We start from the raw sequence: 25,946 nt of genomic DNA, 5'->3' as shown, positions 1-25,946 counted from the left end.
AAAGCGTAAATTTTCGGCATGCTCAAGCAAACCCTTCAACAAAAGCTACTTCAAAAGCTATCTCCGCAGCAAATTCAGTTAATGAAATTGTTGCAGGTGCCTACTGTTGAGCTCGAGAAGCGCATTAAGCAGGAACTAGAGGAAAATCCAGTACTAGAAGAGGGTAGGGAAGAGCTTGAGACCGATAATGAATACGAAAACGAGTACGAGGAAGAAGATACCCGCACCGAGGCAGAAAAGGAAATAGATATTGAGGATTATCTCAACGATGATGATATCCCCGATTATAAACTATACTCCTCTAATCACGGAAAGGATGTTGAGGAAAAAGGGATTCCAATTTCTGGGGGATCAACTTTTCATGATAATTTAAAGGCTCAGCTGGATCTGAGAATTTTATCTGAAAAGCAACGAAAAATTGGGGAACACCTAATCGGAAACCTAGATGACGACGGATATCTGCGTAGGGAAATGGAAGCGCTGGTCGATGATCTTGCCTTTACGCAGAATATCCTGTGTGATATCGATGAACTCGAGGATGTTCTTTTGATTATCCAAGATTTGGAGCCCTATGGTGTTGGAGCGAGAAACTTGCAAGAGTGCCTTCAAATTCAGCTGGATAAGAAAAACCTGGATACCGAACCCCTGATTTTTGCCCATCGCATTATTGAATATCATTTCGAAGAATTCACCAAAAAGCATTACAAAAAAATCTTGGCCGACCTAGAAATTGAGGAGGAAGATTTGAAGGATGCGATTAATGAAATTACCAAGCTAAACCCAAGGCCAGGGAATAGTATGCAGGATTCGGTAAAAATAAATCAAACCGTAGTTCCAGACTTTTTGGTCACAGAACAGGATGGAGAATTGCAGCTTTCGCTCAACGGTAAAAATGCACCGGATTTAAGAGTTTCTAAGTCCTACCGCGAGATGCTACAACGCTACTCAGAAACAAAGCGAGATAAGCAAGCCACACTTTTTATAAAGCAGAAAATAGATTCAGCCCGTTGGTTTATCGATGCAATACAGCAAAGAAATCAGACCCTTATGCTTTGTATGTCAGCAATTTTAGAGATACAGCACGATTTCTTCCTTACTGGTGATGAAACCAAAATGAAGCCGATGATCTTAAAGGATATCGCTGAAAAAGTAGGTTTGGATATTAGCACCATCTCTAGGGTAGCGAATAGTAAGTATGTACAAACCGACTTTGGAACCTTTCTATTAAAGTCATTCTTCTCTGAAAGTTTAACCAAAAATGATGGTGAAGAAGTTTCTACCATTGAGGTAAAGAAAATCTTGCAAGACGCTATTGATGCAGAGGATAAGAAAAAGCCCCTAACCGACGAGAAATTGGCTAAAATCCTAAAAGAAAAAGGATATAATATTGCCCGTAGAACCGTTGCGAAATACCGCGAACAACTTAATATCCCCGTAGCAAGATTGAGGAAGGAGATATAGGGGGTTAACCCACCAAATATTCTGGGTTAAAGTTGACTTCATATTTTCGTAGTAAATCCTCATATTCATCTTTGAAGCTTTTCTTTTGGTGATGTTTCTCTTGGTTAAGAATGTAGTTATAAACTCCAGTTAAGTGGGAGTGACTATAGGTGAAAGCACCAAATCCATTTTGCCATTGAAATCTCTCCTTGACGAACCTAGATTTATTGATCCAATTGCAGGATCCTGTTTTAATTTCTCCAACCAATTTTGAGATGGCGATATTGGCTTTTGGCCTTTTTCTGAAATTATTCCCGACATGTATTTGAAAAGTTGTATTCGCCATTCTTTTTTAAGCAAGGGCTTTCGATATTTTGTGCCAAAAACAATGTGTATATAAATCCTGGTATATGTATTGGCCATGTTCTAATGGTTGAGAGTTAATAGAAGATACAAAAATCTGGTTGCAAGTATTCCTAGGTACCGCCCCTCTGGGGCTTGAAAAAAAAGGGGGTGATAATGGTTATAGAAATAACGCCCTTAGCAGGGCTAATGGCCCATCACCCAGATTGGAAAAGTCTTATAAAGGTCCTTAGGACCGATGTATTTATAACCCAGTAGAAGTCGGTGAACCCCAGCTCCAGAAGAGCGACATAAAAAAGGAAGGAAGTTCGGTAGCCAAGTCCGGAGGACTAGCAGTACTATAAGCAAGCAAGTAGTGGGAAGCCAAAACCCCGGAGGGGTGACACCCTTCTCAAGGCGCTCTACCAGTATTTCAGCCACAGTGGCCCCACCTTTGCTCATATCGGGAATCCTATTCAAAACATTAAATAATTTTAACAGATCCTTGTGGTTAGTATATATTTGGAGCGTTTTGCCAAAACCATTACAACCAAACTTATCCTTGAAATGAAGAATATACTTACCCTTATCGCTTGTATATTGGCGGGAGCTGTTATGGCACAATCGAAATTTGAAGTAAAACTAGATCTTGGTTTAAGCTCCGGTACCAGTACATATAATGTCGCTTCAGTAAACAATTATGGGTTACTTCCCTATACAGTCTTGGCTCAAAATATTCGAGAGGGACAGGAGTATGAATTGGATCATAGGGTTATCGATAAGAGTGCTATTCACCAACCTACAATTCTTATTTCCGCTGCTATTTTTAGAGGTGAAATGGTGGTAATAAAACTAGGTGCTGGAATGGGTGTGGTAAATAGTCACTATAGGTATCAGGAGATTAAGGCAATTCCAAAGAATTCTTCTTCCGAGGGGAGATATGAATCTTATTGGGCACATTACAGATCCATGCATCGTGTGATATATGTTGGTCCTGAATTTGAGGGAGAATTTATGCGTATTGCCAAAAACAAAATTAGCTTCAATGGTTATGCTGCATTTCGGGTAGGAATTCCAGTACAGTATAAAAATGAGTTGGACGAACAATATATGTACTATCCTATGGAATCCACACTGGAAAATTCAGAATTGGAAATTTCCGAATTGAAAAATATCGATATGCCAGATCCCATTTTTGTATTGCCTGAACTGGGAATGCGTGTGAACTGGAGCATCTACAAAAATTACGAACTTGGGATTTATGCTGGATACAGATTAAGCTCGCAACACAGCAACCCTGGAATTTTTAATAGCCAATCTGGATTTACCGGTGGATTGGCGCTTGGATTTTAACACTTCTAAAAAAAACAAATGTCTTTAAGGTCAATTTCTCTTTTAATAGTAACAGTTTTTATAGCGGGTTTCGGTGTTCAGGCTCAATCTGGCGCTTCATTCGAATCGCAATGGCAAGTGGGTAAGCAAACCTTTATGATTGGTAATTCCTTCACCTTATTATCCTGGGCGGATGCACTAAGATTTGAGGGTGCTAGCAACTATAAAAAGTATTTCAGAATACCTGATGAAACTGGTGCAAGATTGAGATTTAGTGGCCGTCAAGATCCTATTCATGTTCAGGGCTTTAATGTCGGAATCAAAGTATGGGAGAATAAAATCTGCAATTTTCAAATAAGAGGTACTGTAAGTATGTTGAGGGTTAAAAGGGGTTTTTATCTTCTCTCTAAATACACCGAAGAAAGAACAGTAGATCCAAACGATGACCTAATAGAATCTTTAGATCTTGATTTCGATTATTATTCTACCCAGTTAAACCCAGGGATAGAGCTTTCTTATTTGATTGGGAAAATGGGAGAAAGAATTTCGGTTTACGGAGAAACTTCATTTCAATATAGCGCTATTGCCTTCAACAAAAGCCATGTAATGGTAACGGAGGAGTCCAACGAAAACAATACAGGGAATGTTGGTTCTCAAATAACCGTTGCGGTTGACGATTACCGTTTGGATAATTTTATGATGGGCGCAGATTTGGAGTTTCACTACGACTTTAAATCTGGTAAATCTGTTTATCTCGGGGTGGGCATTTTACACCTCGATGCTTTAAATGATTCTGGAGATGCGTGTTGTGATATAAAACCTGCGTCAAAAGATCTTACCAATTATAGTATTAGTCTCGGGGTGCAGCTATAGGAGCTTCAATTGAGTTATTCGGCTTAAAAAAAATAAAATTACCAGCTAGAAAAAGACATGAAATTCATCCTTACCCTGCCCCTTTTGCTAGGCAGTTTATTTGGTTTAGCACAGCAGATTAATAACAGACCAGGTACGCTTATAAACTACGATTTAGAGCGACGAGTTTTCAATGGAAATGGTAGAGGAGCAGACCAAACTCCATTTAGTAAGTATTACAAGCATTATGATAAGCTTGAAAAATATGAAGATCCTGACTTTGTAAGTAAAGGTCAGAGCATTGAAGAATATTTTTCAGCTATTTCCATCTTTCAAAAAATTCATCAAGAAAAATATTCTGTAATCTACCTTGGAATGGGGTTACAACGGAAAAGATTCTCCTATTCCACCCAGGAAATATATACCAAAATGGAGGCGGAGTATGATGATGGTGGAAACTTGCAGCATTTGCAACTAAAAACGAATAGTTTTTATGCAGATTTTTCTGCCGAGTCCACCTACCTGACTTTGGCTGCTAGCTTTCAATCCAGAATTTTAGGTTTGTTTCAGAATAAACTACAAACCTATCTTTTCGCCAACTTCACCTTTGGAATGGAGTTAAGCCACTCCAATAACCTAACCGAGTTTGTAAGTGACTATGAAACGGAATATGATCGGTCTTCCGGTAGTCAAAGCTCATCGCTTAGTAATAGTGATGCTGTCCAGGAGAATCTGGAATTCAATAGAAACAATATGGTAATACCGGAAATAGGTATCAATGTTCTGTACCCCATTTTCCAGAAGTATTATGTGGGAATATCGGCCTCGGTTAAAATGATAGATTACGTTAATAATGGTGTCTATACCGATCAAAGTCCCTTCGTTTCTGGTGGGTTAACCTTTGGATTTTAATTTTTAGCGTAACTCTCCTTTTGCCAGCTTTAGGTATAGATCTTCTACTTTTTGTCTTGCCCAGGGAGTGGTACGTATAAACTTAAGGCTAGATTTCATTGTTGGATTGCTCTTAAAGCAGTTGAAATCCAAGCGCAATGCCAACCCGTCCCATCCATACTTTTCCTGAAGGGCTGAAAGCATGTCTGCTAACTTAACTCCGTGAAGGGGGTTATTGGGTTGTTTTTCTGGAGGGTTACTGTTTCTTTTCATGCTAGGAGGTCCCAAATTTTTGGTCCATAAATCAATCCGGCAACAATAAGTGCTCCCCCTGCCGCGAAGAAAACTGCTCCCGCAGCTAGGTCTTTAATTCTTCCTACCGAGGGATGACGATCTGGATGAACAAAGTCCATTAGATCTTCAATTACTGTGTTCATTACTTCCATAGATAATACCAGAGTGGCGGCAACTACGGTAACTGCCCATTCCATGGTGTTTAGATTGAGTAAGTAATTAACCACCAGTACCAATAGGAAAGAAATCAAATGAAACCGAACATGCCTTTCCATAAGTGATTTCCAAGCCCCTTTTGCGGCATAACCAAAGCTTTTATATTCTTCTTTAAAACTCACGACTTTAAGCTTAATTGCCATTTCCATGCGTGCTTGAGGGCTTCGGCTAAACTATATTTTGGCTTCCAGCCAAGGATCGTATTAATTTTTTCGGTGTTTGCGTAAACAGATTCAACATCTCCCGGTCTGCGTGGACCAATTTTGTAGTTGAAATCGGTGCATTCTTCTTTAAAGCAGTTCACCACCTCAAGAACCGTATTTCCATGTCCGGTTCCGACATTAAAAACATCTACACCCAGATCTTGCTTTTTGTTGTAATCCAAAGCGTTTACGTGGGCATCTGCCAAATCTACTACGTGGATGTAATCTCTAATAGCCGATCCATCTGGAGTTTTATAGTTGTCTCCAAAAACGGTTAGGCACTCCCTTATTCCGGCAGCGGTTTGCGTAATAAATGGAACAAGATTGTTAGGTACACCGAGTGGGAGCTCTCCAATTTTTGCGCTAGGGTGCGCCCCAATTGGGTTGAAATATCTTAGTAAAACCGATCTGAAATTGGGATTCGCTTTCTGATGGTCTAGAATAATATCCTCGCAAATCATCTTGGTATTACCGTAAGGCGATTCTGCCTTTTGTCTTGGAGTATCCTCCTTTACTGGTAATTTTTCTGGTTGCCCATAAACCGTGCAGCTCGATGAAAAAACAAGGTTGTTTATCCCAAATTCGAGCATTACTTGAAGCAAGGTAACAAGTCCGCCAACATTATTGTGGTAGTACATAAGCGGCTTTTCTACTGATTCGCCAACGGCCTTGTATGCGGCAAAATGAATTACTCCGGCTATTTCAGGATTTTCTTCAAAAACACGGGATAGGTCTTCCTTTTTTGTGCAGTCGCCCAGGTAAAAAGGGAGCCTTTGCTCACAAAGTTCCTCCAGAACGCTTAGAACCCTTAGTTCTGAGTTATTAAGATTATCAATTATAATGGGTTGGTATCCAGCTTCAATCAATGAAACTACGGTATGCGAACCGATAAATCCCAATCCACCTGTGACTAAAATTTTGCTCATGCCAGAATAGAATGCCTCGCAAATTAATAAAGTATTTCAGGCTCAATCGATTTAAATAGATTTGTGTCAACGCAAAAACACATCATGAAATATCAGGCATTAGTTGTAGACGAAATCGACGGTACTTTTGTAAAAACGATCAAGACTTTAAATCGTAAAAACCTCCCTGATAATGAGGTGCTTATAAAGGTTGAATATTCGGCTCTAAACTATAAAGATGCTCTTTCCGCTTCGGGACATAAAGGAATCACGCGAAATTTCCCACATACCCCAGGTATCGATGCCGCGGGCGAAGTGATTGAATCAAAATCCGATCTATGGAAAGCGGGTGATAAGGTAATTGTTACCAGCTATGATTTCGGGATGAACACCGCAGGTGGATTTGGTGAGTTAATTTCAGTTCCAGCCGAATGGCCCGTTCGTTTGCCTTCGGGTTGGACAACCAGAGATGCCATGATAATGGGGACTTCTGGCTTTACGGCAGCGCTGGCCTTGTATAAAATGGAAGAAAACCGGCAGCACCCAGATATGGGTCCTATTTTGGTTACAGGTGCCACAGGGGCATTAGGTACGGCCTCTATTGCCTTGTTGAAAAAAGCGGGATATAATGTTATTGCTTCTTCTGGGAAAGAGTCGGCCTATGGCGATCTCGAAGTTTTGGGCGCCGATGAAATAATTTCTAGAGAAGCGGTTGATGATCAATCGAACAAGCCATTTTTAAGTCCAAAATGGGCGGGTGCCATCGATTCGGTGGGAGGAAATACCTTGACTACAATATTAAAAGCCGCTATGGCCAATGCTAACGTAGCGGTATGTGGACTTGTAGCTTCGCCAGAGTTCTCTGCTACAGTTTACCCGTTTATCATCAAGGGGAATAATTTGCTGGGAATAGAAACCGCAACCTGTCCGCGATGGGTTAGAGAAAAACTGTGGGAAAACTTGTCTGGAAAATGGAATTTCTCCCTACCTCAGCACATGATAAGAGAGGTTGGTTTGGATCAACTTGAAACTGAGATTGAAAGGATGTTATCCGGAAAGAGTTTCGGCCGTGTAATTTTAAAACACCAGTAGGCAGCATAAGAAGCAAATTTGCGTCTGTATTTATAGCGAAAGATTTAAGGTTAATAGCTTGAAAATGTTAATTTTAAGTCCAGCGCTTAAAACCAACAAATGCTTTACCCACGACCCCGGCGTAGTTTGATCAACAAACTGCTTGGAATTGTTGTCTTTACAATTCTGAGTTGGAGTTGTTATGGTCAGTTACCAGGGATACCTATCGGTGGTCCTGGGGTACCCGGTGGTGGAGGTGGAGTGCCTGGGCCTCCAGATATTCCAGATAATTTTTTCTACGAGTATCCCAATCCCTATGCGAACAAGGCGGTTTCTTATCGTTCTATTTATTTATACACTCAAGAAGAACTCGATGCCTTTATAACCGGAGGCAAAATAATCTATGGGATCTCCTTTGATGTAATAAACAGAAATGGAGCGCCTCTTAGAAATTTCACTATTTCTATTGCCGAGGTGGATTACGATGAAATTCCAGCAACAGGTGTAAACGAAAATTTCAAGCAAGTTTATTTCCGGAACTCATTTACCGAAAATGATGGGAATAATGTTCACGAGTTTTCACAACCCTATTGTTACGATAGCGGAAAAAACCTGCTCATTCAGGTTTGCGTGCAAAACCAAGAGGGTGAAATGACGCAAAACGCGGGGGTAAACACCAGTTTTCCCGATTCGGTAAAATATTACTCGTGGCACGATTGGTCTAATAACAGTGTTTATCTCTGCGATACGGTAACTAGCAACGGTCAGCGCTATCTTAATAGACCCATTATTTCATTTTATGCCAACCCCATTGGTGTGAATGACTTTATTACTACGAAGGCAGAAAATCCCTCGGGATTGGAGTTCGTGGGTTCGGTGCACATTCCAAAAATTACGATCCGAAACTTTAGTTGTAATAGTTATTCTGGTTATGAAATTGGTTACCAGGTGGAGGGACAACAGGCCAACCGGGAATATCCAGGTATAACCATGACCAAAAACGAAACCAGGAGTTTTACTTTTCAAAACCCGGTTACCCTAGATAAACCAGGGTTTAAAATCATAAAATACTGGGTAAACAATCCCAACGACATCAATCGAAATAACGACACCATAACTCGGTTAATATGGGTTAGGAAAGATCAGTTTGAAGGACTGGATTACACAGGTACTGATTTTTGGGTTGGATATATGCAGAACTTCAGCAATCCAGCTTCGCTAGAGCAGAAAATATTTATCACTTCTATCGATACTGCAAACGTTACCGTTAGCCTGCCCAGTTTAGGTTGGAGCCAAACGGTTTCGGTTCTGCCTTTCGACGTGAAAACTGTGGATGTGCCGGTAAACTATGGTGGCTACACCATTGCCTGCGACCAAGTTGGGGTAAGGCAGCCTATAGGAATTAGAGTGAGTTCCGATAAGGAGATTTCGGTTTACGTGTTATCCAACGCCCCCCAAAGCTCGGATGCATATCTCGCTATACCAACACCCTCACTGGGACGAGAGTACTATAGTATTGCTCCCGTTGGAACCTTCTTTGCCGCTGAGGTGGGAGAAACTACGGAGGAAGAATTACCGGCCGAAATCTTGTTAATTGGAACGGAGGATAGTACCGTTGCGGAAGTGGTATTATCTGCTCCAGCAAATGGAAAACAAAAAGGGGATACCATAACAACCCTACTCAATGCTGGTGAGACCTATCTTATTAAAGCAGAGGTTGAGCGCACGGTTGGCATACCCACGAACACTTTCGATTTAACGGGAAGTAAAATTACTTCAAACCATAAAATAGGGGTAATTGGCGGATCGCAATGTGCTACGGTACCTGGGTTTGGCCAACAGGGGGCTTGCCAGTATTGCGACCATATTATGGAACAGCAAACCCCGGCTACCTCATGGGGAAATAGCTATTACCTAACCGATTTTGCCTTTAAACCCGGCGATGATATTGTAAGAATTGTAAGCGGCGATTACCCTTCTACTACGGTAAATGTAGGTGGAACGGTATATGTGCTTAATGGAGCGGGCGATTATGTCGATCATAAATTTCAAGGTGAGCTTAGAATTTTAGCAACCAACCCTATCCAGGTAGTACAAATGTGTACAGGTGGGCAATGTGCCCCGCGATCTAGTACCGATCCCTTTTTTATTAATGCTTTACCAGATGTACAATGGGGATCGAATTACACCTTTAGTACAGTAATTTCTCCAACCTTCCCGCTACATTACATCAATGTCGTAAAACGCGCCAAAGTCGGAAGAGTAGCCATTGATGGTAACATGATAAATCAAGGCCTTTTTAAAAAGGTGGGGAATACAGATTATTATGCTGCAAAAATTAGGGTTTCAGAAGGGACTCACATGGTCACAAGTGATACCACCATCTCCGTTTCTGTGTATGGCTTTGGTTTGGACGATGGCTACGGCTTTCCCGGTAGCGGTGCAAAATTAAAACCAGTAAATACCCCTCCTCCAGTTCTCACCACGAGCAAGGAAGATGTTAGTTGTTTTGGATATAAGGATGGAAGCATTACCGCTGTAGGCTCCGAGGGCACCCCTCCCTATATTTTTATTTGGGATGACGGTTTTATTGGAGACACTAGAGACAGTTTAGATGTGGGAACCTATGTGGTTACCATGCTAGATGATTATGGATTTAGCGAGCGCGATACCATTGTAATATTACAACCAGATACTTTTATCGTAAGCACTAAGGCAGACTCCATAAGCTGTTTTGGTTTGGCCGATGGTAGGGCTGAGGCTGTAATTAAGGGAGGGGTAGAACCTTACAACAACCCGAGATGGAATACTGGTGAAACGGCACTGGTTTTGGAAAATTTATCCTCCGAATTGTTGTGGTATGAGGTTTCAGATGCCGAGGGCTGTAGAGCTGCGGATACGGTGTTAATCCCACAACCCGACCCGCTTTATTTTAATGCGGTTGTGAAACAAATTTCTTGTTTTGGTAAGCAGGATGGAAGAATAGATCTATACCCATCTGGAGGAAACGGAGCGTATAACATTATTTTTCTCGATGAGTCGGGAAATCCCTCTGGAAATAGGAATTTAAAGGAGGGCTTTTACGATATCCATATCACAGATCAAAAAGGGTGTTCGGCAGATACAACCGTAGAAATTATAATGCCTGAGCGCTTAACGCTGGATATTAATACCCTGCCTAGCGGATGTTACGATGCCGCTACAGGAAGGGTGTTTTTAAATGGAAAAGGCGGAACAGGAGATTACCAATATGCCCTGGAGCAACAAGGGTATAGCCTGGATTCAATATTTAACGGCTTAAAGAAGGGTAAATACGACGTGTACATCCGGGATGAAAATGGATGTTTTTACAATCAGGTAGCTGATGTGCCTACGGTTCCAATTCCCGATTTTGAAATTGCCATACAAGCTGATCACTGCTCCCAAAAAATGGGCGAAGCAACTCTTCAGGGAAGTGGAGGTACGGAGCCCTACAATGCTGAATGGGTAATGGATGGAGATACCCTATCGGGAAATGAAATCTCTGGATTGGGTGAAGGGGTTTATACTGTAATTGCAAGAGACCAAAACTGTAAGGAGCAGATTGAGTTTACAGTAACGGATTATAAAGATCCCGAATTCACATTTGATTTAACACCACCACACTGTGGATTAAACAATGGGAAAATTGTTTTCGATGTAACTCAGTATACATCCTACTACAATCTAAAATCCTTTTTGGGGCAGCCCTTTGATGGGGATAGTTTGAATAATCTAACTCCAGGTACCTATTACCTGCAAGTGTCCGATAGCCTTTGTTCGGTGGACACCGTGGTTAAGGTGAATCGCATACCAGATCTGGAAATAGATTACAGTATTATTGAGCCAGAGCGTTGCGATACAGCAAATGGAAGCGCACAAGTTTTTGCAAGGGGAGGGAAGGGATCCTACAGTTATCAATGGCAAACCTCTCCAAGAGTAGATTCAAATTATTTGGGTGGAAAAAGAACGGGGTCCTATGAAATTCAGGTTAGCGATACTTTCTGTACCAAGAGCTTTAACATTTTTATTCCCAAGGAAACCAGTCCTAAGTTATTTGTAAACACAGAGCCAACGCATTGCGATGCGGATAATGGCTGGATTAGAGTTTCGATTGCGGGTGGCTCTGGGAACAACAATTTTTATTGGGAGGAATTTCCTGAAATAAATGATGGTTACATCGAGAATTTAGATTCTGGAACTTACCACTTGCGATATACAGATGGATACTGTGTGGTAAACAAAGAAATATCGGTGGGTCGGGTTAACGATTTTAGTATATCCACCCAATCTACTCCAACTCACTGCGATTTAAATATTGGAGAAGCGGAGATTATTCCCAATCCTCAAGGAAGCTATATCTATCGATGGATTGGAAATCCTGAAAACACCAGCAATCAAATAGGTGGATTGGATTCTGGATGGATATCCTTTGAGGTGGAAAATGAGAACTGCATTTTCAAGGATTCCATTTTGGTATCTAAAGTTCCAAATCCAGAGATAAGCGCCGTTAGCAATGAGGCTACTTGCGAAGAGGCGAATGGTCAGGTTATTTTATCGGGTAACAGCAGTACCGGGCAATTTACTTTTACCGATAGCACGGGCAGCACTGTAAGCGACACGGTTAAAGGTCTTTGGCCTGGCTTGCATACTTTTACCATTAACGATGGTTATTGTGCCACATCGGGAACTTTTAGGGTGCACGAAATTGAAGCACCAAAATTAAATCCCGACTTAACTCCAGAGTCTTGCGGAAATAGAAATGGATCTATTCAGGCCAGCCCTACAGGGTTAGCTCCTTTCTCCATTGTTTGGGCCGATAATTTTTCCAACGGATTTAACAGGTATAACCTTTCAGCAGGTGTATACCCCTATGCTTTTACCGATGGCAGGTGTACCATGTTGGATACAGTGATTTTAGAAAATAAACCCACGAGTCCATTGATCTTGCAAACATCTAAGCTAGATGCAACTTGCGGTGAGAATAATGGTTACCTCAAAATCGAAGTAAGTGGAGAGGAGGCGCCTTACCTAATTTCATGGAATAAACCAGAAATGGGGAATAAGTTGGAGCACAGTAATTTGGCTCCCGGCGTCTATTTTCTTACCGTGGCAGGAGCGATCTGTAAAGAAACCGTACCCTTCGTAATAAAGGACTTACCCCCCTTGACAGTCGAGACAGAAGTAATTAAAAATGCCGATTGCGGAGAAAATTCTGGTCAGGTACTTTTTAATTTATCCAATGTCACTGGAAGCGCGGAGTTGGACATGGGATCTGAGGTTATAACTTCTTTCGATACGCTGAAAAATCTTGGTCCGGGAAATCACAGCTATACGGTTTACGACGAAATGTGTGCGGTTCAAGGAAGTTTTAATATCCCAATTGGAAGCGATTTAAAATACACCATCTACTCCTTTCCAGAAAAATGTAACCAACAAGATGGAGAGATAGAAGTGGTACCCACTCAGTTTTCTTCTTTGTTGGATATCGTATGGGATGATGGTAATAAGGATTATCAAAGAACTGGTCTGAAAGCCGGGGCGCACAGTTTCACCATTTCAGATTCACTGTGCTCCTATTCCCGCACCGTAAACCTAATTAACGGAGCGGCGCCACAAGGGAAAATTAATGTGCTACGTAGTGAGGCGTGTAACCAAAAGGATGGAGGCGCTGAATTTGTGAATAGGGTTGGGGTAAATTCATTTGTTTGGAGTAATGGTATATCCAACCAAACGGTTAATAATACCCTTACCGCTGGGGTGGTACGAGTAACCGCAACCAACCAGTTCTGTGTTAGGGAATTTGTAGATACAATTCCTTTTACCTATGGACCAGTAATGAGTCCGGTGGTGGTGCCTGAATATTGCCAATTAGATAATGGTCAAATTCTATTTAATCCTTGGGTCGAAAGTTCCCATCACCCTTATCTTTTCAAGAATAATATTACCGGTGAGGTATTTAGTCAGGACTATCGCCTAAACCTAAATGCAGGTACTTATTCCTACACATTAACAGATAGCAGAGGGTGTTCTAATACTTGGACGGGCGAATTGGGTGAGGAAATTACCCAGTTGTTAGGAGGGAAAATTTATACCCTTCCTGATCCACCTGTTGTAGGATCCGAGGTGATATTAAGTAGCAGTCTTCCACAAGACTGGTCTAACTATTTATGGGTAATAGGTGGCGATACTTTAGAAGGAGAATTACCAAGACATACCTTAAGGAGTGATTCTACTTTAATAAAATTATTAGTCAAGCATTCTGGAGGATGCATAGACGAAGTTTCCCTATTGGCCATTGCAGATAAGCAAGACTTATTTTTCCTTCCCAATTCCTTCTCTCCAGATGGAGATGGGATTAACGATAGATATTACCCTGTTGCAGAAGACATTTTAAGCTGGAAAGGGCAGATTTTCAATCGATGGGGAGAGCTTGTGTACAGTTTCACCCATGCAGACGAACCTTGGGATGGTACCTATTTGGGCCAACTGGTAGACAATGGCATTTACCCGGTTAAATTCACTTACATCCGAACCGATGGAACCAAAGGCTTCGTGGATGGAATGGTTACGGTGCTTCGTTAAAGAACCCCAGACTTGTTAACATAGTATCTCTTCTAAGACTGTTGAGGTAGAAGCCTTTACTATTCCAAATATGGCGCGCCACGATACCTCTAAATCTTTCGTTTATTCGCTCCTTTTGGTCAGCACTTAGTTTTTTATACTGAGATTTTGAAGCAGAAATTTCTTTCAACATGCGGTCTACTATTGTGTCTGGAATGGTGAAACCGTTAAGGAAGGACTCCAGTCCCATAGCTTCTAATTCTTTACGTTGTTTGTTAGCGTAGTTGAAACCGAAAGCATTCATATTCCCTACGTATACAAACCCAGATAGAATTTCTGAATTCCCTGTAGTGTCTAAAGGGACAAAAACATCGGGAATTATACCACCTCCACCGTAAACAATTTTACCCTTTGGTGTGGTGAATTTAAGCGAGTCCGTAACCTTTATGCTATCTCTGTGGAAGAGTTCCCCACTTTCGTAGCGGAGGTAATAATCTTCGTCGTAATCTATGTTACCCCCGTAGGGTTTTTGTATACAGCGCCCTGTTGGAGTGTAATATCTAGCAACGGTAAGTCTAAGGGCGGAATTATCTTTAAGACTCAATTGTTCTTGAACCAACCCTTTACCAAAAGATCTTCTACCTACTATAGTCCCACGGTCGTGATCCTGAATGGCTCCCGCAACAATTTCTGAGGCTGAGGCGGAAAATTCATTGATAAGAACTGTTAGATGGATGTTTTGATACTTACCTTCTTTCTTCGAAAAATACTCTCGTTTATTGCCTTTGCCTTGGGTGTACACAATTAGTTTGCCCTTGGGTAGGAGTTGTTCGCAAATTTTAATGGCAGCGTCTAGATACCCCCCTCCATTATTTCTAAGGTCGATAACTAGGTGTTGGATATTTGGATGGCTTGCGGACAAAGAATCCATTGCACCCATAAACTCTTCGTAGGTCGTTTTCGCAAATCGACTGATTTTAATGTATCCTGTGGTGTCGTTTACGCCCAACGCGGCGTCTACGCTTTTTATCGGAATTTCGTCCCGAGTAATTTCAACGGGAATCAGTTTGTCTTCGCCCTTCCTTCTTACTTTAATGTTAACGATGGAGCCTTTTCTCCCGCGAAGAAGTTTAACCACTTCGGAGTTCTTAATTCCCACACCAGCTATGGTGTCATTTTCAACCACAATAATTTGGTCTCCAGGTATTAATCCAGCTTGTTCCGATGGACCTCCGGCTATGGTGTGTACTACGTGCAGTGTGTCTTTATTTACTACAAACTCTATCCCTATCCCTTCAAAATTTCCTTCAAGAGGTTCATTAATGGCATTAAAATCTTCTTTGCTAATGTAGTAGGAGTGTGGGTCTAATTCTTCGAGAACCGTTTTAATGGCTTTATCAATAAGACGCTCCTTCGCGACGGTATCTACATAGTTTTCGTCTATGTAGTTTATAATCCGGGAAAGTTTGTTGTTGCTTCCTGTGGGGATTATGAATTCAATGTTTTTAGATCCAATGTTATTGGCCAAGTAAAACCCCATCCATACACCTAGAATTAGAGTTGCGGCAAAAACTAGAGGTAGGAAAAAACGAAGCGATTTCATCTATGGATTTTCGATTTGCTTGATTAATATGCCCGCTTCTTCTAGAAAATCGAGACCCGAGCTATCTTTATATTTTGTTCGGAAAACTACTCTTTTAATTCCGGCTTGCAGAATTAATTTGGAGCATTCTTTACAAGGAGAAAGAGTGATGTATAGCGTTGCATGTTTAGCACTATTTCCGCTCTTGGCAACCTTGGTAATTGCGTTAGCTTCCGCATGGAGAACGTACCAATGCGTTTCGTAGTTTTCGTCTTCACAATCATTAGGAAATCCAGATGGGGTACCGTTAAAGCCATCGGAAATAATCATGCCTTCTTTAACGAGAAGTGCTCCCACCTTTTTGCGATTGCAATGTGAAAGTTGTCCCCACTCTTGAGCCATTTTTAAATAAGCTCTATCGAACCTATCTTGCTTCTTGGGGTCGTCGTATGTTAGTCCATCTAGTACTGACATGGCTTTAAATATAAAAGCCCCACCAAACAGGCGGGGCTATGTACCCAGGGCCGGGCTCGAACCGGCACTCCCGAAAGAACTGGTGTTTGAGACCAGCGCGTCTACCAATTCCGCCACCTGGGCATTCCAATAGGTGCGTTTTAACTCGATTGTTTCCGAGATCCGCCACCTGGCAACTTAACTGAAGATTTCTCAAAATTAATTGAGATTTTTGCCTCGGTTAAGGGTGCACAAAAGTAAAAAAATATCTATTCGCGCTTAAGGTGATCTTAATTACTTGTAAATAAACTTTTTAATACTTTGCTAAAAGCTTACCTTTGCGCCTCCAAAAATTTTTCTCATGGAAGATAATTCTCGCATTTTTTACGGTCAGGCATCTAAATACTTGGCAGAAAAAATAGCTACGGCATACGGAAAACCGCTAGGAAACGTAGTGTTTAACCGCTTTAGCGACGGAGAATTTCAACCTTCTTTCGAGGAGTCTATTAGAGGAAAAGATGTGTTTATAGTGCAGTCTACCTTTGCACCATCAGACAACCTAATGGAATTGTTGATGTTGGTAGATGCGGCGAAAAGAGCTTCTGCAAAAAGAATTGTTGCGGTTGTTCCTTATTTCGGTTTTGCACGTCAGGATAGAAAAGACAAGCCAAGGGTAGCAATTGGATCTAAACTGGTAGCTAACCTTTTGACAGCTGCTGGAATTAGTCGTTTGGTTACCATGGATCTTCACGCAGATCAAATTCAAGGTTTTTTCGAGGTTCCTGTGGATCACCTTTTTGCAAGTACACTGTTTACCAACTATATCAAGGAATTAAATCTACCTAATCCAATTATGGCAGCTCCAGATACTGGAGGTACCAAAAGAGCTAATGCCTATGCAAAGCACTTGGATTTAGATATGGCGATTTGTTATAAGCACCGCAAGGTGGCGAACCAAGTAGCCGAAATGATTTTAATTGGTGACGTTAAAGGCAAGGATGTAATTCTTGTTGATGATATTATTGATACTGCTGGTACCATCACTAAAGCCGCAGATATCATGATGGAGCGTGGAGCTAGTAGTGTAAGAGCACTTTGTACACACGCTGTTTTAAGCGGACCTGCTTACGAGAGAATCGAAAAATCTTCTCTAACGGAGTTGGTGGTAACTGATACCATTCCATTAAAGCAACAATCCAACAAAATTAAAGTGATTGAAGTAGCGCATTTATTTGCAGATGTTATTAAGCGCATCCAGAACTACGAGTCTATTAGTTCTCACTTCATTATTCAAGGGTAAATAATAAACAACCATAAAGCAAACTGATGAAAAAAGTAAAATTGAGCGGTTCTCCCCGTGAGAACGTAGGGAAAAAAGAGTCAGTGGCGTTAAGAAATGCAGGTAATGTACCTGCTGTGCTTTACGGTGGCGAAAAACAAGTACATTTTTCGGTATCGCGCCTAGACGTAGCTAAAGTGATTTATACACCAGACGTGTATAATGTGGAGTTGGATATCAATGGTGAAAGCTACAATGCAATCGTTAAAGATGTACAGTTTCACCCTGTAACTGATGCCATAGTGCACATCGACTTCCTAGAGCTTATTCCTAACAAAGAGGTTAAGATTAAGCTTCCTGTGAAAATCGTTGGTAACTCTATCGGTGTAAGAAACGGGGGTAAACTTATGGTAATGTTCCGTAAGTTGGATGTTAGAGGGCTTCCAGAAGCAATTCCTTCTGAATTCGAAGTAGATATTACCAAGTTAAGAATTGGTACTTCTATCCGTGTTAAGGAGCTTTCTGCCGAAGGTCTTACTTTCTTAAACAATCCTAACGCAATGGTAGTTCAAGTACGTACTGCACGTGGTGCGGTAGATACCGACGACGAAGAGGATGAAGAAGGTGAAGGAGAAGCAGCAGCAACTGAAGAAAAAGCTGCTGAGTAAAAACATCTCAATCTGTTAGTATTATGAAATACCTGATCGTAGGATTAGGGAATCCGGGTGCCAAGTACGAAAACACTCGACATAATATTGGTTTTAAAGTGTTGGACGCTATGGGAATAGCGTCCAATTCTTTTTTTGAGGAATGCCGCCATGGTTGGATGGCTCAAACCTCATTTAAATCCAGACAAATTATTCTCCTTAAGCCTAATACTTATATGAACTTAAGCGGGAAAGCTGTTGCTTACTGGATGCAGCAGGAGAAAATTAAACTTGAGAATATTTTTATCATCACCGATGATCTTGCTCTTCCATACGGAACCATTCGTATAAGGGGAAAAGGGAGTGATGGTGGGCACAATGGCCTAAAGGATATTCAGCGCGTTCTTGGAACCCCTAAATATGCCCGTCTTAGATTTGGAGTGGGTGCCGATTTTCAAAAAGGACAGCAAGTAGATTACGTCCTAGGCGAATGGAATCAGGAAGAATCTAAAACCATAGACGACCTGATTAAAAAGTCGGCCGATGCTGCCTTCTCTTTTACGTTTCATGGGTTAATGAATACCATGAATAAATTTAATGGCTAGTTTTTTTAGCTCGTAGTTCGTAGCTCGTAGCTCGTAGTTTGTGGGAATGGCTAAATGGCTTTATTCTCTTATCACCTTTTGCAAGCTTTTGTACAGCGTTTCAATGATTTGATTATTAATTACATCGTTTTTAACCTCCAATTCTATTCCTGCGTATTTTGGGCCTAATTTTTTCCTCAAATACGTGGTAAATCCATCTGCAGTTCCCAAATAGGGGTAGTTAAATCGCACTTTCAAATTTGGATCTATAGCTCGTATCGACTCCTTAAATTTTTTCGCAAACTCTCTTTCTATAGGGTTTTTTGGGTCGTACAATAATCCGATATCTGCATTCCGAATTTCATTTCCTAATACTGGTGTAAAGCTATGGACAGAAAGATGAAGGAATTCCTTCCCTTCAACAATTTGTCCCCAACAGGCTTTTTCTACTTTATTTCTGTAGGGTAAATAATAAGAGTTAATTAGGTTTTTTCTTGTTTGCTTATCTAGCTTTTTAGAAAACTCCGAAAACAGTTTGGGGTGATGTAAGGACCGGTTTACTTCTATTAATAATCTAGAATAGGGATAATAAAAACTTGCGAAAGCCAGCTTTTGTAGTCCACTAAAAATGAGTTTTGCACCTATGTCGTACGCCCGATGCGTTTCAGCAACCTTCTCATTTTGTGCAAAAAGATTGCTGAATTCATGGGGCAATTCATTGCTGTAGTGTTCGCAACTGATTATTAAATTCATTTGGTAAATAGTGCATTATGCTGCAAACAGCGAATCATTTCTTTATTAATTTCAGCTATGCCCTGTGCGTTGGGGTTGGCGTTGAATCTAGATTCCATCCTGCTAGCAAGACTTCCATTTTCAACGATGTAGCTTAGCGTGTTAAATTGGTCTGCGGTAAGTGATGTCTTATATCTGTTCAGCAGTTGTTTCCATACCTCTCCGAGATTTTCCACCTTTTCATCAATTCCCAAATGCTTTGTCAAGTCTGGGTAAGTCGTTTTTGCCTTCTCTGCATCTTTTATTGCCGCTAACAATTGTTGTGCAAGCAAATCGGTATCCAACAGAGCCAATTTTGATATTTCCGCCTCCGACTGCTGGCATAAATCTTTTAGAACCGCCACAATTAGGCATAAGATGGCGATATCCACTTTTGGAGCTTCTTGATTGTCGATTATTCGAATCTCAATGGCACCTCTATCAAAGCGTGCAATGGCTCCCCTAGAATTTAGGAAGTGATGATCTAAAATACCCTCAGAATCAAAGGGACGGATAGCATCTTTAATTGGGTTAAAGATTTTTTGATGGTAGGCTTCCTTACTGTAAACTGGCTCAGGAATTACTTTTCCAGCGATAATGGGGATCTTTTGCTGGTTTTTCCGGTAATATTCCAGTCGAGTGTCTTTAAATCCACTCAGCGCACCATCTAAAATGGGTGTGCTTGCCGTAAGGGCAGGGATGAAGGGTAAAATTGCTCGGATCGCAGCATGCAATTTGCGGAACTCACCATCTCCTTGAAAGGGTAGGTTGATATGGGTACTTTGTAAATTGCTCCATCCATGACCTTTACAGTTAAACACCCTATCGTAAAGGGCGTAAATTTCATTGTATTCGTGCGGCCAAATTTTAGTCTCCGTTAAAGGGTCTACGGTAGGATGCGCACCACCTGGCATAAGAATGGCATTGTGCTTTTCCAAAAGTTTATTAATAGCGGTCACATTACTGTGAAATGCCTCTGCCATGGGGCCCATTTCCTTTACGGGGCCATTGGTTTTTATTTCTATGACGTGCGAAACCAATTCATTACTCCAGGCTACGGTTCCGTTTTCATAATCTGAAGTAAAGGAGCCTGTACATTCTTTAAAAACTAGGTCGGCTATGGGTTTTACTTTAAAGGTGGTTTTATCTACGATCATGTATTCTAGCTCCACACCGAATACTTCGAATAATTTATAACTCATGGCTTTATTTGCGCTTGAATTCTCCTTTTAATACTTGCAATTATTTTGCTGTAAACCACATTTCCCTCTAGGTGATCTTCCACGCCGTGGTCTACATTGGGATTGTCATTCACCTCTATAACTACCACCTTACCGTTACTCTCCTTTATGTCCACTCCATAAAGGCCGTTGCCAATTGGCTGGGTAGATTTAAGGGCAACTTTCTTAACCTCCGCGGGAATTTGATCTATCGGGACACTATCGAATTCGCCTTCTACATCTTGCTTATTCTTACTGTCCCAATTGTAAATCTGCCAATGACCTTTTGCCATGTAGTACTTGCATGCAAAGATTATTTCGTTATCAAGTACGCCAATGCGCCAATCAAAATCGCTGGGTAGGTATTCTTGAGCAATTACCAAGTCGGAATGAGCGAGAAGTTTGGCAATTTTTTCCCTGTATTCCTCTTCTGTTTTTGCTTTAGAAACTCCCTGGGAAAAGGATGAATCGGGTGATTTAAGTACCACGGGTAAATTCAACTGATGCAGAACGTCTTGCTTATTTTCATGATGCACTACGATGGTTTTCGGAGTAGGTATTTTATGCAGTTTTAAAAATTCTGCGAGATAAACCTTATTGGCACATTTGAGTATAGATTCAGGGTCATCGATAACTACCATTCCCTCCTGTTGCGCTCTACGAGCAAAGCGATAGGTGTAATGGTTAACCGCAGTTGTTTCTCTGATAAATAGTGCGTCGAATTCCAAGAGACGCGCGTAATCGTTTTTATCAATTAGCTCAACACACAATCCTTGTTTTTCTCCTGCTTCAATAAATTTATGCAACGCTTTTTTATTGGAGGGAGGCGCTTTTTCATCTGGGTTGACAAGAATAGCTAGATCGAATTGGAAAGCATTTTCTTTTTGATTGGCGAAACGCGACTTTTTAAAATATTGATTGGCAGCTTCCCAAACAAAGTCCTTATGACTTTCGGGTATTTCCTTAAATGGAATGGTCTTTAGGCTCTGAATCACCCACTTTTTACCATTATGGGTGAATTTAGCACGCATAAAGGGGGATCGAAACAATCGATGAAGCTCCCAACTAAGTTTGTCGTATTGTTTGGCGAGGTTTTTACCAAAATATATACTCAGGATAAAATCTTCCGACTTTAAATTTTTGAAACTCTTTTGGAAAAGCTCATCTAAATTCTCCGAAACGATTTTTATCATTCCGGAGGTATTTAAATCTTGTATGTTTTTAATGTTGGGAATGGGTCTATGGCCCCTGGCCTCGGCCATTAAAGAGACATAGTATCCTTTCGACTGGTATCTATATTCAGTAGACAGATTAAAAACTCTGGCGTTTTTTACTTGCGACCATTCGGGATTTGTTAGGTACTCTTTCGCGGAAATAATCTCACAATGCTCAATATTTATCGGCCATTGCGCTGGATTTTCCACTACTAATATTTTTCTCAATTCACAGGCTTTTATTGGGTATTAAAGTACAGTTCCTTCCCGAATTTATTGTAGTCTCCTACAAAAAAGTTGAAAAGGCCCTAGGGCTTGGTTATCAATGGATTTTATTGCTCAGCATATGGGTGTAAGCCGCTTTGGAGGGATATGTGGAGCTCATCTTTAGGCATAAAAAAGCCCTGAAAAGCGGATAAGCTATCAGGGCTTTAGTAAAATTTTGATTTTTGACTTTTAGCTTAATTCCGCTAAAACTCTATTGAGCTTTTTAAAGCAGGCATCTATGTCGTCCATGGTAGAAGTACCAACCGAAAGCCTAAACCACGGAGATGTATCTGGTGCTCCAAAGGCGTAGAATGGAACGATGGCTAATCCCACTTCATTTAGTAAGAAGCTTGTAACATCCTTCATATCATTAAGCTTTTCACCATTAAAAGATTTACCCACTAAATCGAATTTAATGGTAAGGTAAATAGCCGCTTGAGGCGCAATGGCATCTACAGGGTAGCCAGCCTCCTTAAGGTCCTGCATTCCCTCGTAGAATCCTTTCAATCTATTGTTTATCTCTTGCTTAAAAGCATTGAGAAATACATTAACCTCTTCCTTTTGAGCCAAGTATTTAGCAGATGCAACTTGTTCTGCTTTTGGAGCCCATGCGCCAATATGTCCAAGGATAGACTTCATGGCATTTATTAATTTTTTCGGACCGAATGCCCAACCTACTCTAACACCCGTTGCGGCAAGTGACTTTGAAAGTCCGTCGATATATATGGTGTAAGGTTTAATTTCTGGACAAAGCGAAACCGGATCAACGTGTTTTGTCGATCCATGGGTAATTTGCCAATAGATTTGGTCGTACAATAAATAAACGGGCTTTTGGTCTCCTCTTCTTTTGTTTTCCTCTACAATGGCTTCACAAATAGGCTTTAGGTCCTCCGCTGTAAATACGGTTCCGGTAGGATTTAGAGGCGAACAAAGTGCCAATAATCCTATCTCAGAGAGGTAGGGTTTTATCTCGTTGGCCGTAGGCATAAAGTTATTTTCTGGCGTGGTTTGCAAGAAAATTTGTTGGCCATGAGCCAAGTGGGTATAATGGTTGTTGTTCCAGGATGGAACGGGGAAAAGTACTTTTTCGCCGCGATCTACAACCGCTTGGTAAGCAGCGTAAATGAGAGGACGAGCACCTCCGGCAACTAAGAATTCTTCTGCCGAGTAATTTAGTCCTTGTTCCTCTGCGATAAATTGAGCTAAAACTTTACGCAATTCAGCAATTCCGTTAGCAGCAGGGTAATTGGTTTCTCCGGCTTTATATGCGTTTATAATTGCATCTTGGTATGCTGAGGGTATAGGGAAAATGTTGGGATCGAAATCTCCAATTGTAAAATTGTAAATGGTATCTCCATTGGCAATTTTCTCTTTGATTTCACCTGCTAATTTTATGATTTCGGAGCCCTTAAGGTTCTCCGCCATTGCCGATAATGCACTCATTTTGCTTCCGTTTTAACGGCGGCAAAGGTAGGACTCTTTTTGTGATCCAAAAGGATTTTGCCTCACTGCTCTAGGGCAATAGATAATTTGCCTTTGAGCTTAAAATATTCCTGTAATTTACTGCGAGTGAACTTGTTATCAAAAGTGAAGTTCATGTCGTTTCTATCGTATTTCGCGAGTCCGATTGGGCGCTCCAGTAAACTGTAATCGAAGTTTTCAATTTTCGGAGGAAGAGCAACATCCATGCGTAGCTCTACTCCTTCAACCCTTATTACTCTGGGTACTTTTCTGGTATCTACGGTAATTATTTTCTGAACAAAATTCGGGTGCTTGTAATGAATCTGATATATGGATCCATAATCCAACTCCATGTTTACTAAACCGTCCTTTTTGGTAATGAATTTCGCAATGGTATCGGAGCCAGTAATTGCAATTACCTCGGCATTTTCCAAGGGTGCATTTTTATATTCCGACTTAACCTTTCCTGCAATAACTAGAAGTTCATTTTCCATGAAGGCTTCATCGCTAAGGCTATCGCTTTCTTGCGCCCAAAGCCCTGCAGAAAAAAGTATTAGGGTAGCAAATAGTAGCCATTTCATATGAGAAAAGTAGATAAAGTTGCCTAAATGTTGGGCCTTTTTAGATGAATTGTAAGTTTAATTCCTTCCTCTTTATAACAAAAAAGGTCCCGAAATCCATGATATAACATGAAATCTCGGGACCAATATATTTTGTGGTTTATTTAAGTTAAACCGTTTTATATCAATACTTTATAGTTGTTTAAGCAAGTTTTTCATATTCACTTTGCCATCAACTATATCCCACAGTTTAGAAATTTCAACTCTCTCTTGGGTCATGCTATCGCGTTCTCTGATTGTTACGGTATTGTTTTCTAAGGTATCATGGTCTACCGTAATACAATATGGGGTACCAATGGCGTCTTGGCGTCTGTAGCGCTTTCCAATGGCATCTTTTTCATCGTATTGCAACGCAAAATCTAGCTTTAACAAGTCGAAAATTTCTCTTGCCTTTTCGGGTAATCCATCTTTCTTAACAAGAGGTAGGATCGCCACTTTTACAGGTGCAAGAGCAGGAGGAAGGGCCAGAACGGTTCTCGAAGATCCATCTTCTAATTTTTCCTCTTTAAATGCCGAGCTAAGTACAGCCAGGAACATACGGTCTAGGCCTATAGAAGTCTCTACTACGTAAGGAACTAGCGATTCGTTATCCTCGTTGTCGAAGTAGCGAAGCTTTTTACCACTGTACTCTTCGTGTTGTTTTAAGTCGAAATCGGTTCTGGAGTGGATACCTTCAAGCTCTTTAAAGCCCATAGGGAAATTAAACTCAATATCGGCAGCTGCGTTCGCGTAATGTGCCAGCTTTAAATGATCGTGGAATCGATAATTTTCTTCGCCCAATCCTAGCGATTTATGCCATTTAATACGCTGGTTTTTCCAATGTTCGTACCACTCCATTTCGGTGCCTGGCTTAACGAAAAATTGCATTTCCATTTGCTCGAATTCGCGCATGCGGAAAATAAACTGGCGGGCAACAATCTCATTTCTAAATGCCTTACCAATTTGGGCTATCCCAAAAGGAATTTTCATCCTTCCGGTTTTGAATACGTTCAAGAAGTTTACAAAGATTCCCTGCGCGGTTTCAGGACGCAAGTATATATCTGCCGCATCACCAGAAACAGAACCTAATTCTGTTTTAAACATCAGATTAAACTGGCGAACTTCGGTCCAGTTTTTAGATCCTGAAACGGGGCAGGTAATACCTTCCTCTTCTATAAGCGTTTTAACATCGGCAAGATTTTCGTCGTCCATGGCTTTCTTAAATCGCGCGTTAATGGCGTCGATTTTTGCTTGACGTTCTATAATTCTACCGTTGGTGCTGCGAAATTGAGCCTCGTCGAAGCTATCGCCAAAACGCTTCGCAGCCTTATCAACATCCTTTTGGATTTTCTGGTTGATTTTCTCAACATGCTCTTCAATAAGAACATCGGCTCTATAGCGCTTTTTAGAGTCTTTGTTATCTATAAGAGGATCATTAAATGCGTCTACGTGACCAGATGCTTTCCACGTTTTGGGATGCATAAATATAGCGGCATCTATCCCTACGATATTCTCGTTAAGGCGCACCATACTATCCCACCAATACTTTTTGATGTTGTTCTTTAGCTCCGATCCATACTGACCGTAGTCGTAGGTTGCAGAAAGTCCGTCGTAGATTTCGCTAGATGGAAAAACGTAACCGTATTCCTTAGCGTGCGATATAATGTTCTTAAGTAAATCCTCTTGCATGGCGCAAAAGTAACAAGCATAGTAGATTAGCTTAAGAAAAAGCTTAAAAAAA

20 protein-coding genes, 1 tRNA gene and 1 pseudogene are annotated in these 25,946 nt (G+C 41.0%); 9 read left to right on the top strand and 13 right to left on the bottom strand.

From position 1 onward, the window contains the following. Window positions 1-18: 18 nt before the first annotated feature. Window positions 19-1,461, top strand: a complete 1,443-nt coding sequence (rpoN, locus tag FRX97_RS00625; protein ID WP_147012320.1) for an RNA polymerase factor sigma-54 — start codon at window positions 19-21, stop codon at window positions 1,459-1,461. Between the two features lie 4 nt (window positions 1,462-1,465). On the opposite strand, the pseudogene FRX97_RS00620 reads toward rpoN, so the two are convergent. Continuing rightward, window positions 1,466-1,863: pseudogene (locus tag FRX97_RS00620) on the bottom strand (transposase). Window positions 1,864-2,349: 486 nt separating this feature from the next. Here FRX97_RS00620 and FRX97_RS00615 point away from each other — a divergent pair. From FRX97_RS00615 to FRX97_RS00605, 3 genes are read left to right on the top strand one after another with little or no spacing between them, the layout of a single operon-like run. Beyond that, on the top strand, window positions 2,350-3,135 hold the full coding sequence (locus FRX97_RS00615; RefSeq protein ID WP_170226962.1) for a hypothetical protein: 786 nt from the start codon (window positions 2,350-2,352) through the stop codon (window positions 3,133-3,135). A gap of 18 nt (window positions 3,136-3,153) precedes the next feature. Further along, window positions 3,154-3,987, top strand: coding sequence for a hypothetical protein (locus tag FRX97_RS00610; RefSeq protein WP_147012316.1), 834 nt, complete (start codon window positions 3,154-3,156; stop codon window positions 3,985-3,987). 57 nt (window positions 3,988-4,044) lie between these two features. After that, window positions 4,045-4,878, top strand: a complete 834-nt coding sequence (locus FRX97_RS00605; RefSeq protein WP_147012314.1) for a hypothetical protein — start codon at window positions 4,045-4,047, stop codon at window positions 4,876-4,878. A 3-nt stretch (window positions 4,879-4,881) separates the two neighbouring features. Here FRX97_RS00605 and FRX97_RS00600 read toward each other — a convergent pair whose 3' ends face one another. The 3 genes from FRX97_RS00600 to galE are packed head-to-tail and all read right to left on the bottom strand — an operon-like array spanning window position 4,882 to window position 6,496. Next, window positions 4,882-5,130: a VF530 family protein gene (locus FRX97_RS00600; RefSeq protein WP_147012312.1), complete on the bottom strand. Its 249-nt coding sequence runs from the start codon at window positions 5,128-5,130 to the stop codon at window positions 4,882-4,884. Further along, window positions 5,127-5,510, bottom strand: coding sequence for a diacylglycerol kinase (locus FRX97_RS00595; RefSeq protein ID WP_170226961.1), 384 nt, complete (start codon window positions 5,508-5,510; stop codon window positions 5,127-5,129). The genes FRX97_RS00600 and FRX97_RS00595 overlap by 4 nt, the downstream gene beginning before the upstream one ends. Continuing rightward, a complete protein-coding gene (gene galE / locus FRX97_RS00590; protein ID WP_147012308.1) occupies window positions 5,486-6,496 on the bottom strand; it encodes a UDP-glucose 4-epimerase GalE in 1,011 nt (336 codons plus the stop codon). The genes FRX97_RS00595 and galE overlap by 25 nt, the downstream gene beginning before the upstream one ends. A gap of 84 nt (window positions 6,497-6,580) precedes the next feature. Here galE and FRX97_RS00585 point away from each other — a divergent pair, with 84 nt between their 5' ends. Then, entirely contained in the window at window positions 6,581-7,567 is a 987-nt protein-coding gene (locus FRX97_RS00585) for a YhdH/YhfP family quinone oxidoreductase (RefSeq protein WP_147012306.1), read from the top strand. A 99-nt stretch (window positions 7,568-7,666) separates the two neighbouring features. Next, window positions 7,667-14,149 carry a T9SS type B sorting domain-containing protein gene (locus FRX97_RS00580; RefSeq protein WP_147012304.1) on the top strand — a complete coding sequence of 2,161 codons (6,483 nt, stop codon included), beginning with the start codon at window positions 7,667-7,669 and terminating at the stop codon, window positions 14,147-14,149. On the opposite strand, the gene FRX97_RS00575 is transcribed toward FRX97_RS00580, so the two are convergent. The 3 genes from FRX97_RS00575 to FRX97_RS00565 form a co-directional block, all read right to left on the bottom strand. Further along, entirely contained in the window at window positions 14,133-15,731 is a 1,599-nt protein-coding gene (locus FRX97_RS00575; protein WP_147012302.1) for a S41 family peptidase, read from the bottom strand. The two genes, FRX97_RS00580 and FRX97_RS00575, sit on opposite strands and share 17 nt — an antisense overlap. Further along, window positions 15,732-16,184 carry a deoxycytidylate deaminase gene (locus FRX97_RS00570; protein ID WP_147012300.1) on the bottom strand — a complete coding sequence of 151 codons (453 nt, stop codon included), beginning with the start codon at window positions 16,182-16,184 and terminating at the stop codon, window positions 15,732-15,734. It lies immediately after the preceding gene. 41 nt (window positions 16,185-16,225) lie between these two features. Beyond that, window positions 16,226-16,307, bottom strand: a tRNA-Leu gene (locus FRX97_RS00565). A gap of 217 nt (window positions 16,308-16,524) precedes the next feature. Here FRX97_RS00565 and FRX97_RS00560 point away from each other — a divergent pair. Genes FRX97_RS00560 through pth form a run of 3 tightly spaced genes read left to right on the top strand, consistent with a single transcriptional unit; the run spans window position 16,525 to window position 18,694 of the window. Beyond that, entirely contained in the window at window positions 16,525-17,463 is a 939-nt protein-coding gene (locus FRX97_RS00560) for a ribose-phosphate pyrophosphokinase (protein WP_147012298.1), read from the top strand. Window positions 17,464-17,489: 26 nt separating this feature from the next. Further along, window positions 17,490-18,110, top strand: a complete 621-nt coding sequence (locus tag FRX97_RS00555; RefSeq protein ID WP_147012296.1) for a 50S ribosomal protein L25/general stress protein Ctc — start codon at window positions 17,490-17,492, stop codon at window positions 18,108-18,110. A 23-nt stretch (window positions 18,111-18,133) separates the two neighbouring features. Continuing rightward, on the top strand, window positions 18,134-18,694 hold the full coding sequence (pth, locus tag FRX97_RS00550) for an aminoacyl-tRNA hydrolase (RefSeq protein WP_147012294.1): 561 nt from the start codon (window positions 18,134-18,136) through the stop codon (window positions 18,692-18,694). Between the two features lie 60 nt (window positions 18,695-18,754). Here the strand turns inward: pth and FRX97_RS00545 are convergent, their stop codons facing one another. The 6 genes from FRX97_RS00545 to FRX97_RS00520 form a co-directional block, all read right to left on the bottom strand. Continuing rightward, entirely contained in the window at window positions 18,755-19,426 is a 672-nt protein-coding gene (locus FRX97_RS00545) for an N-formylglutamate amidohydrolase (protein WP_147012292.1), read from the bottom strand. After that, window positions 19,423-20,646: a glutamate-cysteine ligase family protein gene (locus tag FRX97_RS00540; protein WP_147012290.1), complete on the bottom strand. Its 1,224-nt coding sequence runs from the start codon at window positions 20,644-20,646 to the stop codon at window positions 19,423-19,425. Before FRX97_RS00540 ends, FRX97_RS00545 begins: the two co-directional genes overlap by 4 nt. After that, on the bottom strand, window positions 20,643-22,106 hold the full coding sequence (locus tag FRX97_RS00535) for a RimK family protein (protein WP_147012288.1): 1,464 nt from the start codon (window positions 22,104-22,106) through the stop codon (window positions 20,643-20,645). Before FRX97_RS00535 ends, FRX97_RS00540 begins: the two co-directional genes overlap by 4 nt. 228 nt (window positions 22,107-22,334) lie before the next feature. Next, the gene (locus tag FRX97_RS00530; RefSeq protein ID WP_223266530.1) at window positions 22,335-23,588 is read right to left on the bottom strand and encodes a pyridoxal phosphate-dependent aminotransferase; all 1,254 of its coding nucleotides are present in this window, start codon (window positions 23,586-23,588) and stop codon (window positions 22,335-22,337) included. Window positions 23,589-23,650: 62 nt separating this feature from the next. Further along, window positions 23,651-24,187 (bottom strand): hypothetical protein, encoded by a 537-nt coding sequence (locus FRX97_RS00525; RefSeq protein ID WP_147012286.1) that lies wholly within the window; start codon window positions 24,185-24,187, stop codon window positions 23,651-23,653. Window positions 24,188-24,358: 171 nt separating this feature from the next. Beyond that, the gene (locus FRX97_RS00520) at window positions 24,359-25,894 is read right to left on the bottom strand and encodes a glycine--tRNA ligase (RefSeq protein WP_147012284.1); all 1,536 of its coding nucleotides are present in this window, start codon (window positions 25,892-25,894) and stop codon (window positions 24,359-24,361) included. Window positions 25,895-25,946: the final 52 nt, after the last annotated feature.

The sequence above is a fragment of the Luteibaculum oceani genome (assembly GCF_007995015.1).
GTDB lineage: Bacteria > Bacteroidota > Bacteroidia > Flavobacteriales_D > Luteibaculaceae > Luteibaculum > Luteibaculum oceani.
Note: the sequence above shows the minus strand (reverse complement) of the source record. Positions and strands in the feature narration are given on the sequence as shown.

Coding starts and splice junctions, on each gene's coding strand:
- FRX97_RS00530 (WP_223266530.1), bottom strand. CDS start 23,588: ATGAGTGCATTATCGGCAATGGCGGAGAACCTTAAGGGCTCCGAAATC.
- FRX97_RS00615 (WP_170226962.1), top strand. CDS start 2,350: ATGAAGAATATACTTACCCTTATCGCTTGTATATTGGCGGGAGCTGTT.
- FRX97_RS00570 (WP_147012300.1), bottom strand. CDS start 16,184: ATGTCAGTACTAGATGGACTAACATACGACGACCCCAAGAAGCAAGAT.
- FRX97_RS00525 (WP_147012286.1), bottom strand. CDS start 24,187: ATGAAATGGCTACTATTTGCTACCCTAATACTTTTTTCTGCAGGGCTT.
- FRX97_RS00605 (WP_147012314.1), top strand. CDS start 4,045: ATGAAATTCATCCTTACCCTGCCCCTTTTGCTAGGCAGTTTATTTGGT.
- FRX97_RS00560 (WP_147012298.1), top strand. CDS start 16,525: ATGGAAGATAATTCTCGCATTTTTTACGGTCAGGCATCTAAATACTTG.
- FRX97_RS00545 (WP_147012292.1), bottom strand. CDS start 19,426: ATGAATTTAATAATCAGTTGCGAACACTACAGCAATGAATTGCCCCAT.
- FRX97_RS00580 (WP_147012304.1), top strand. CDS start 7,667: ATGCTTTACCCACGACCCCGGCGTAGTTTGATCAACAAACTGCTTGGA.
- FRX97_RS00520 (WP_147012284.1), bottom strand. CDS start 25,894: ATGCAAGAGGATTTACTTAAGAACATTATATCGCACGCTAAGGAATAC.
- FRX97_RS00540 (WP_147012290.1), bottom strand. CDS start 20,646: ATGAGTTATAAATTATTCGAAGTATTCGGTGTGGAGCTAGAATACATG.
- FRX97_RS00610 (WP_147012316.1), top strand. CDS start 3,154: ATGTCTTTAAGGTCAATTTCTCTTTTAATAGTAACAGTTTTTATAGCG.
- FRX97_RS00575 (WP_147012302.1), bottom strand. CDS start 15,731: ATGAAATCGCTTCGTTTTTTCCTACCTCTAGTTTTTGCCGCAACTCTA.
- rpoN (WP_147012320.1), top strand. CDS start 19: ATGCTCAAGCAAACCCTTCAACAAAAGCTACTTCAAAAGCTATCTCCG.
- FRX97_RS00585 (WP_147012306.1), top strand. CDS start 6,581: ATGAAATATCAGGCATTAGTTGTAGACGAAATCGACGGTACTTTTGTA.
- galE (WP_147012308.1), bottom strand. CDS start 6,496: ATGAGCAAAATTTTAGTCACAGGTGGATTGGGATTTATCGGTTCGCAT.
- FRX97_RS00595 (WP_170226961.1), bottom strand. CDS start 5,510: ATGGCAATTAAGCTTAAAGTCGTGAGTTTTAAAGAAGAATATAAAAGC.
- FRX97_RS00555 (WP_147012296.1), top strand. CDS start 17,490: ATGAAAAAAGTAAAATTGAGCGGTTCTCCCCGTGAGAACGTAGGGAAA.
- FRX97_RS00600 (WP_147012312.1), bottom strand. CDS start 5,130: ATGAAAAGAAACAGTAACCCTCCAGAAAAACAACCCAATAACCCCCTT.
- pth (WP_147012294.1), top strand. CDS start 18,134: ATGAAATACCTGATCGTAGGATTAGGGAATCCGGGTGCCAAGTACGAA.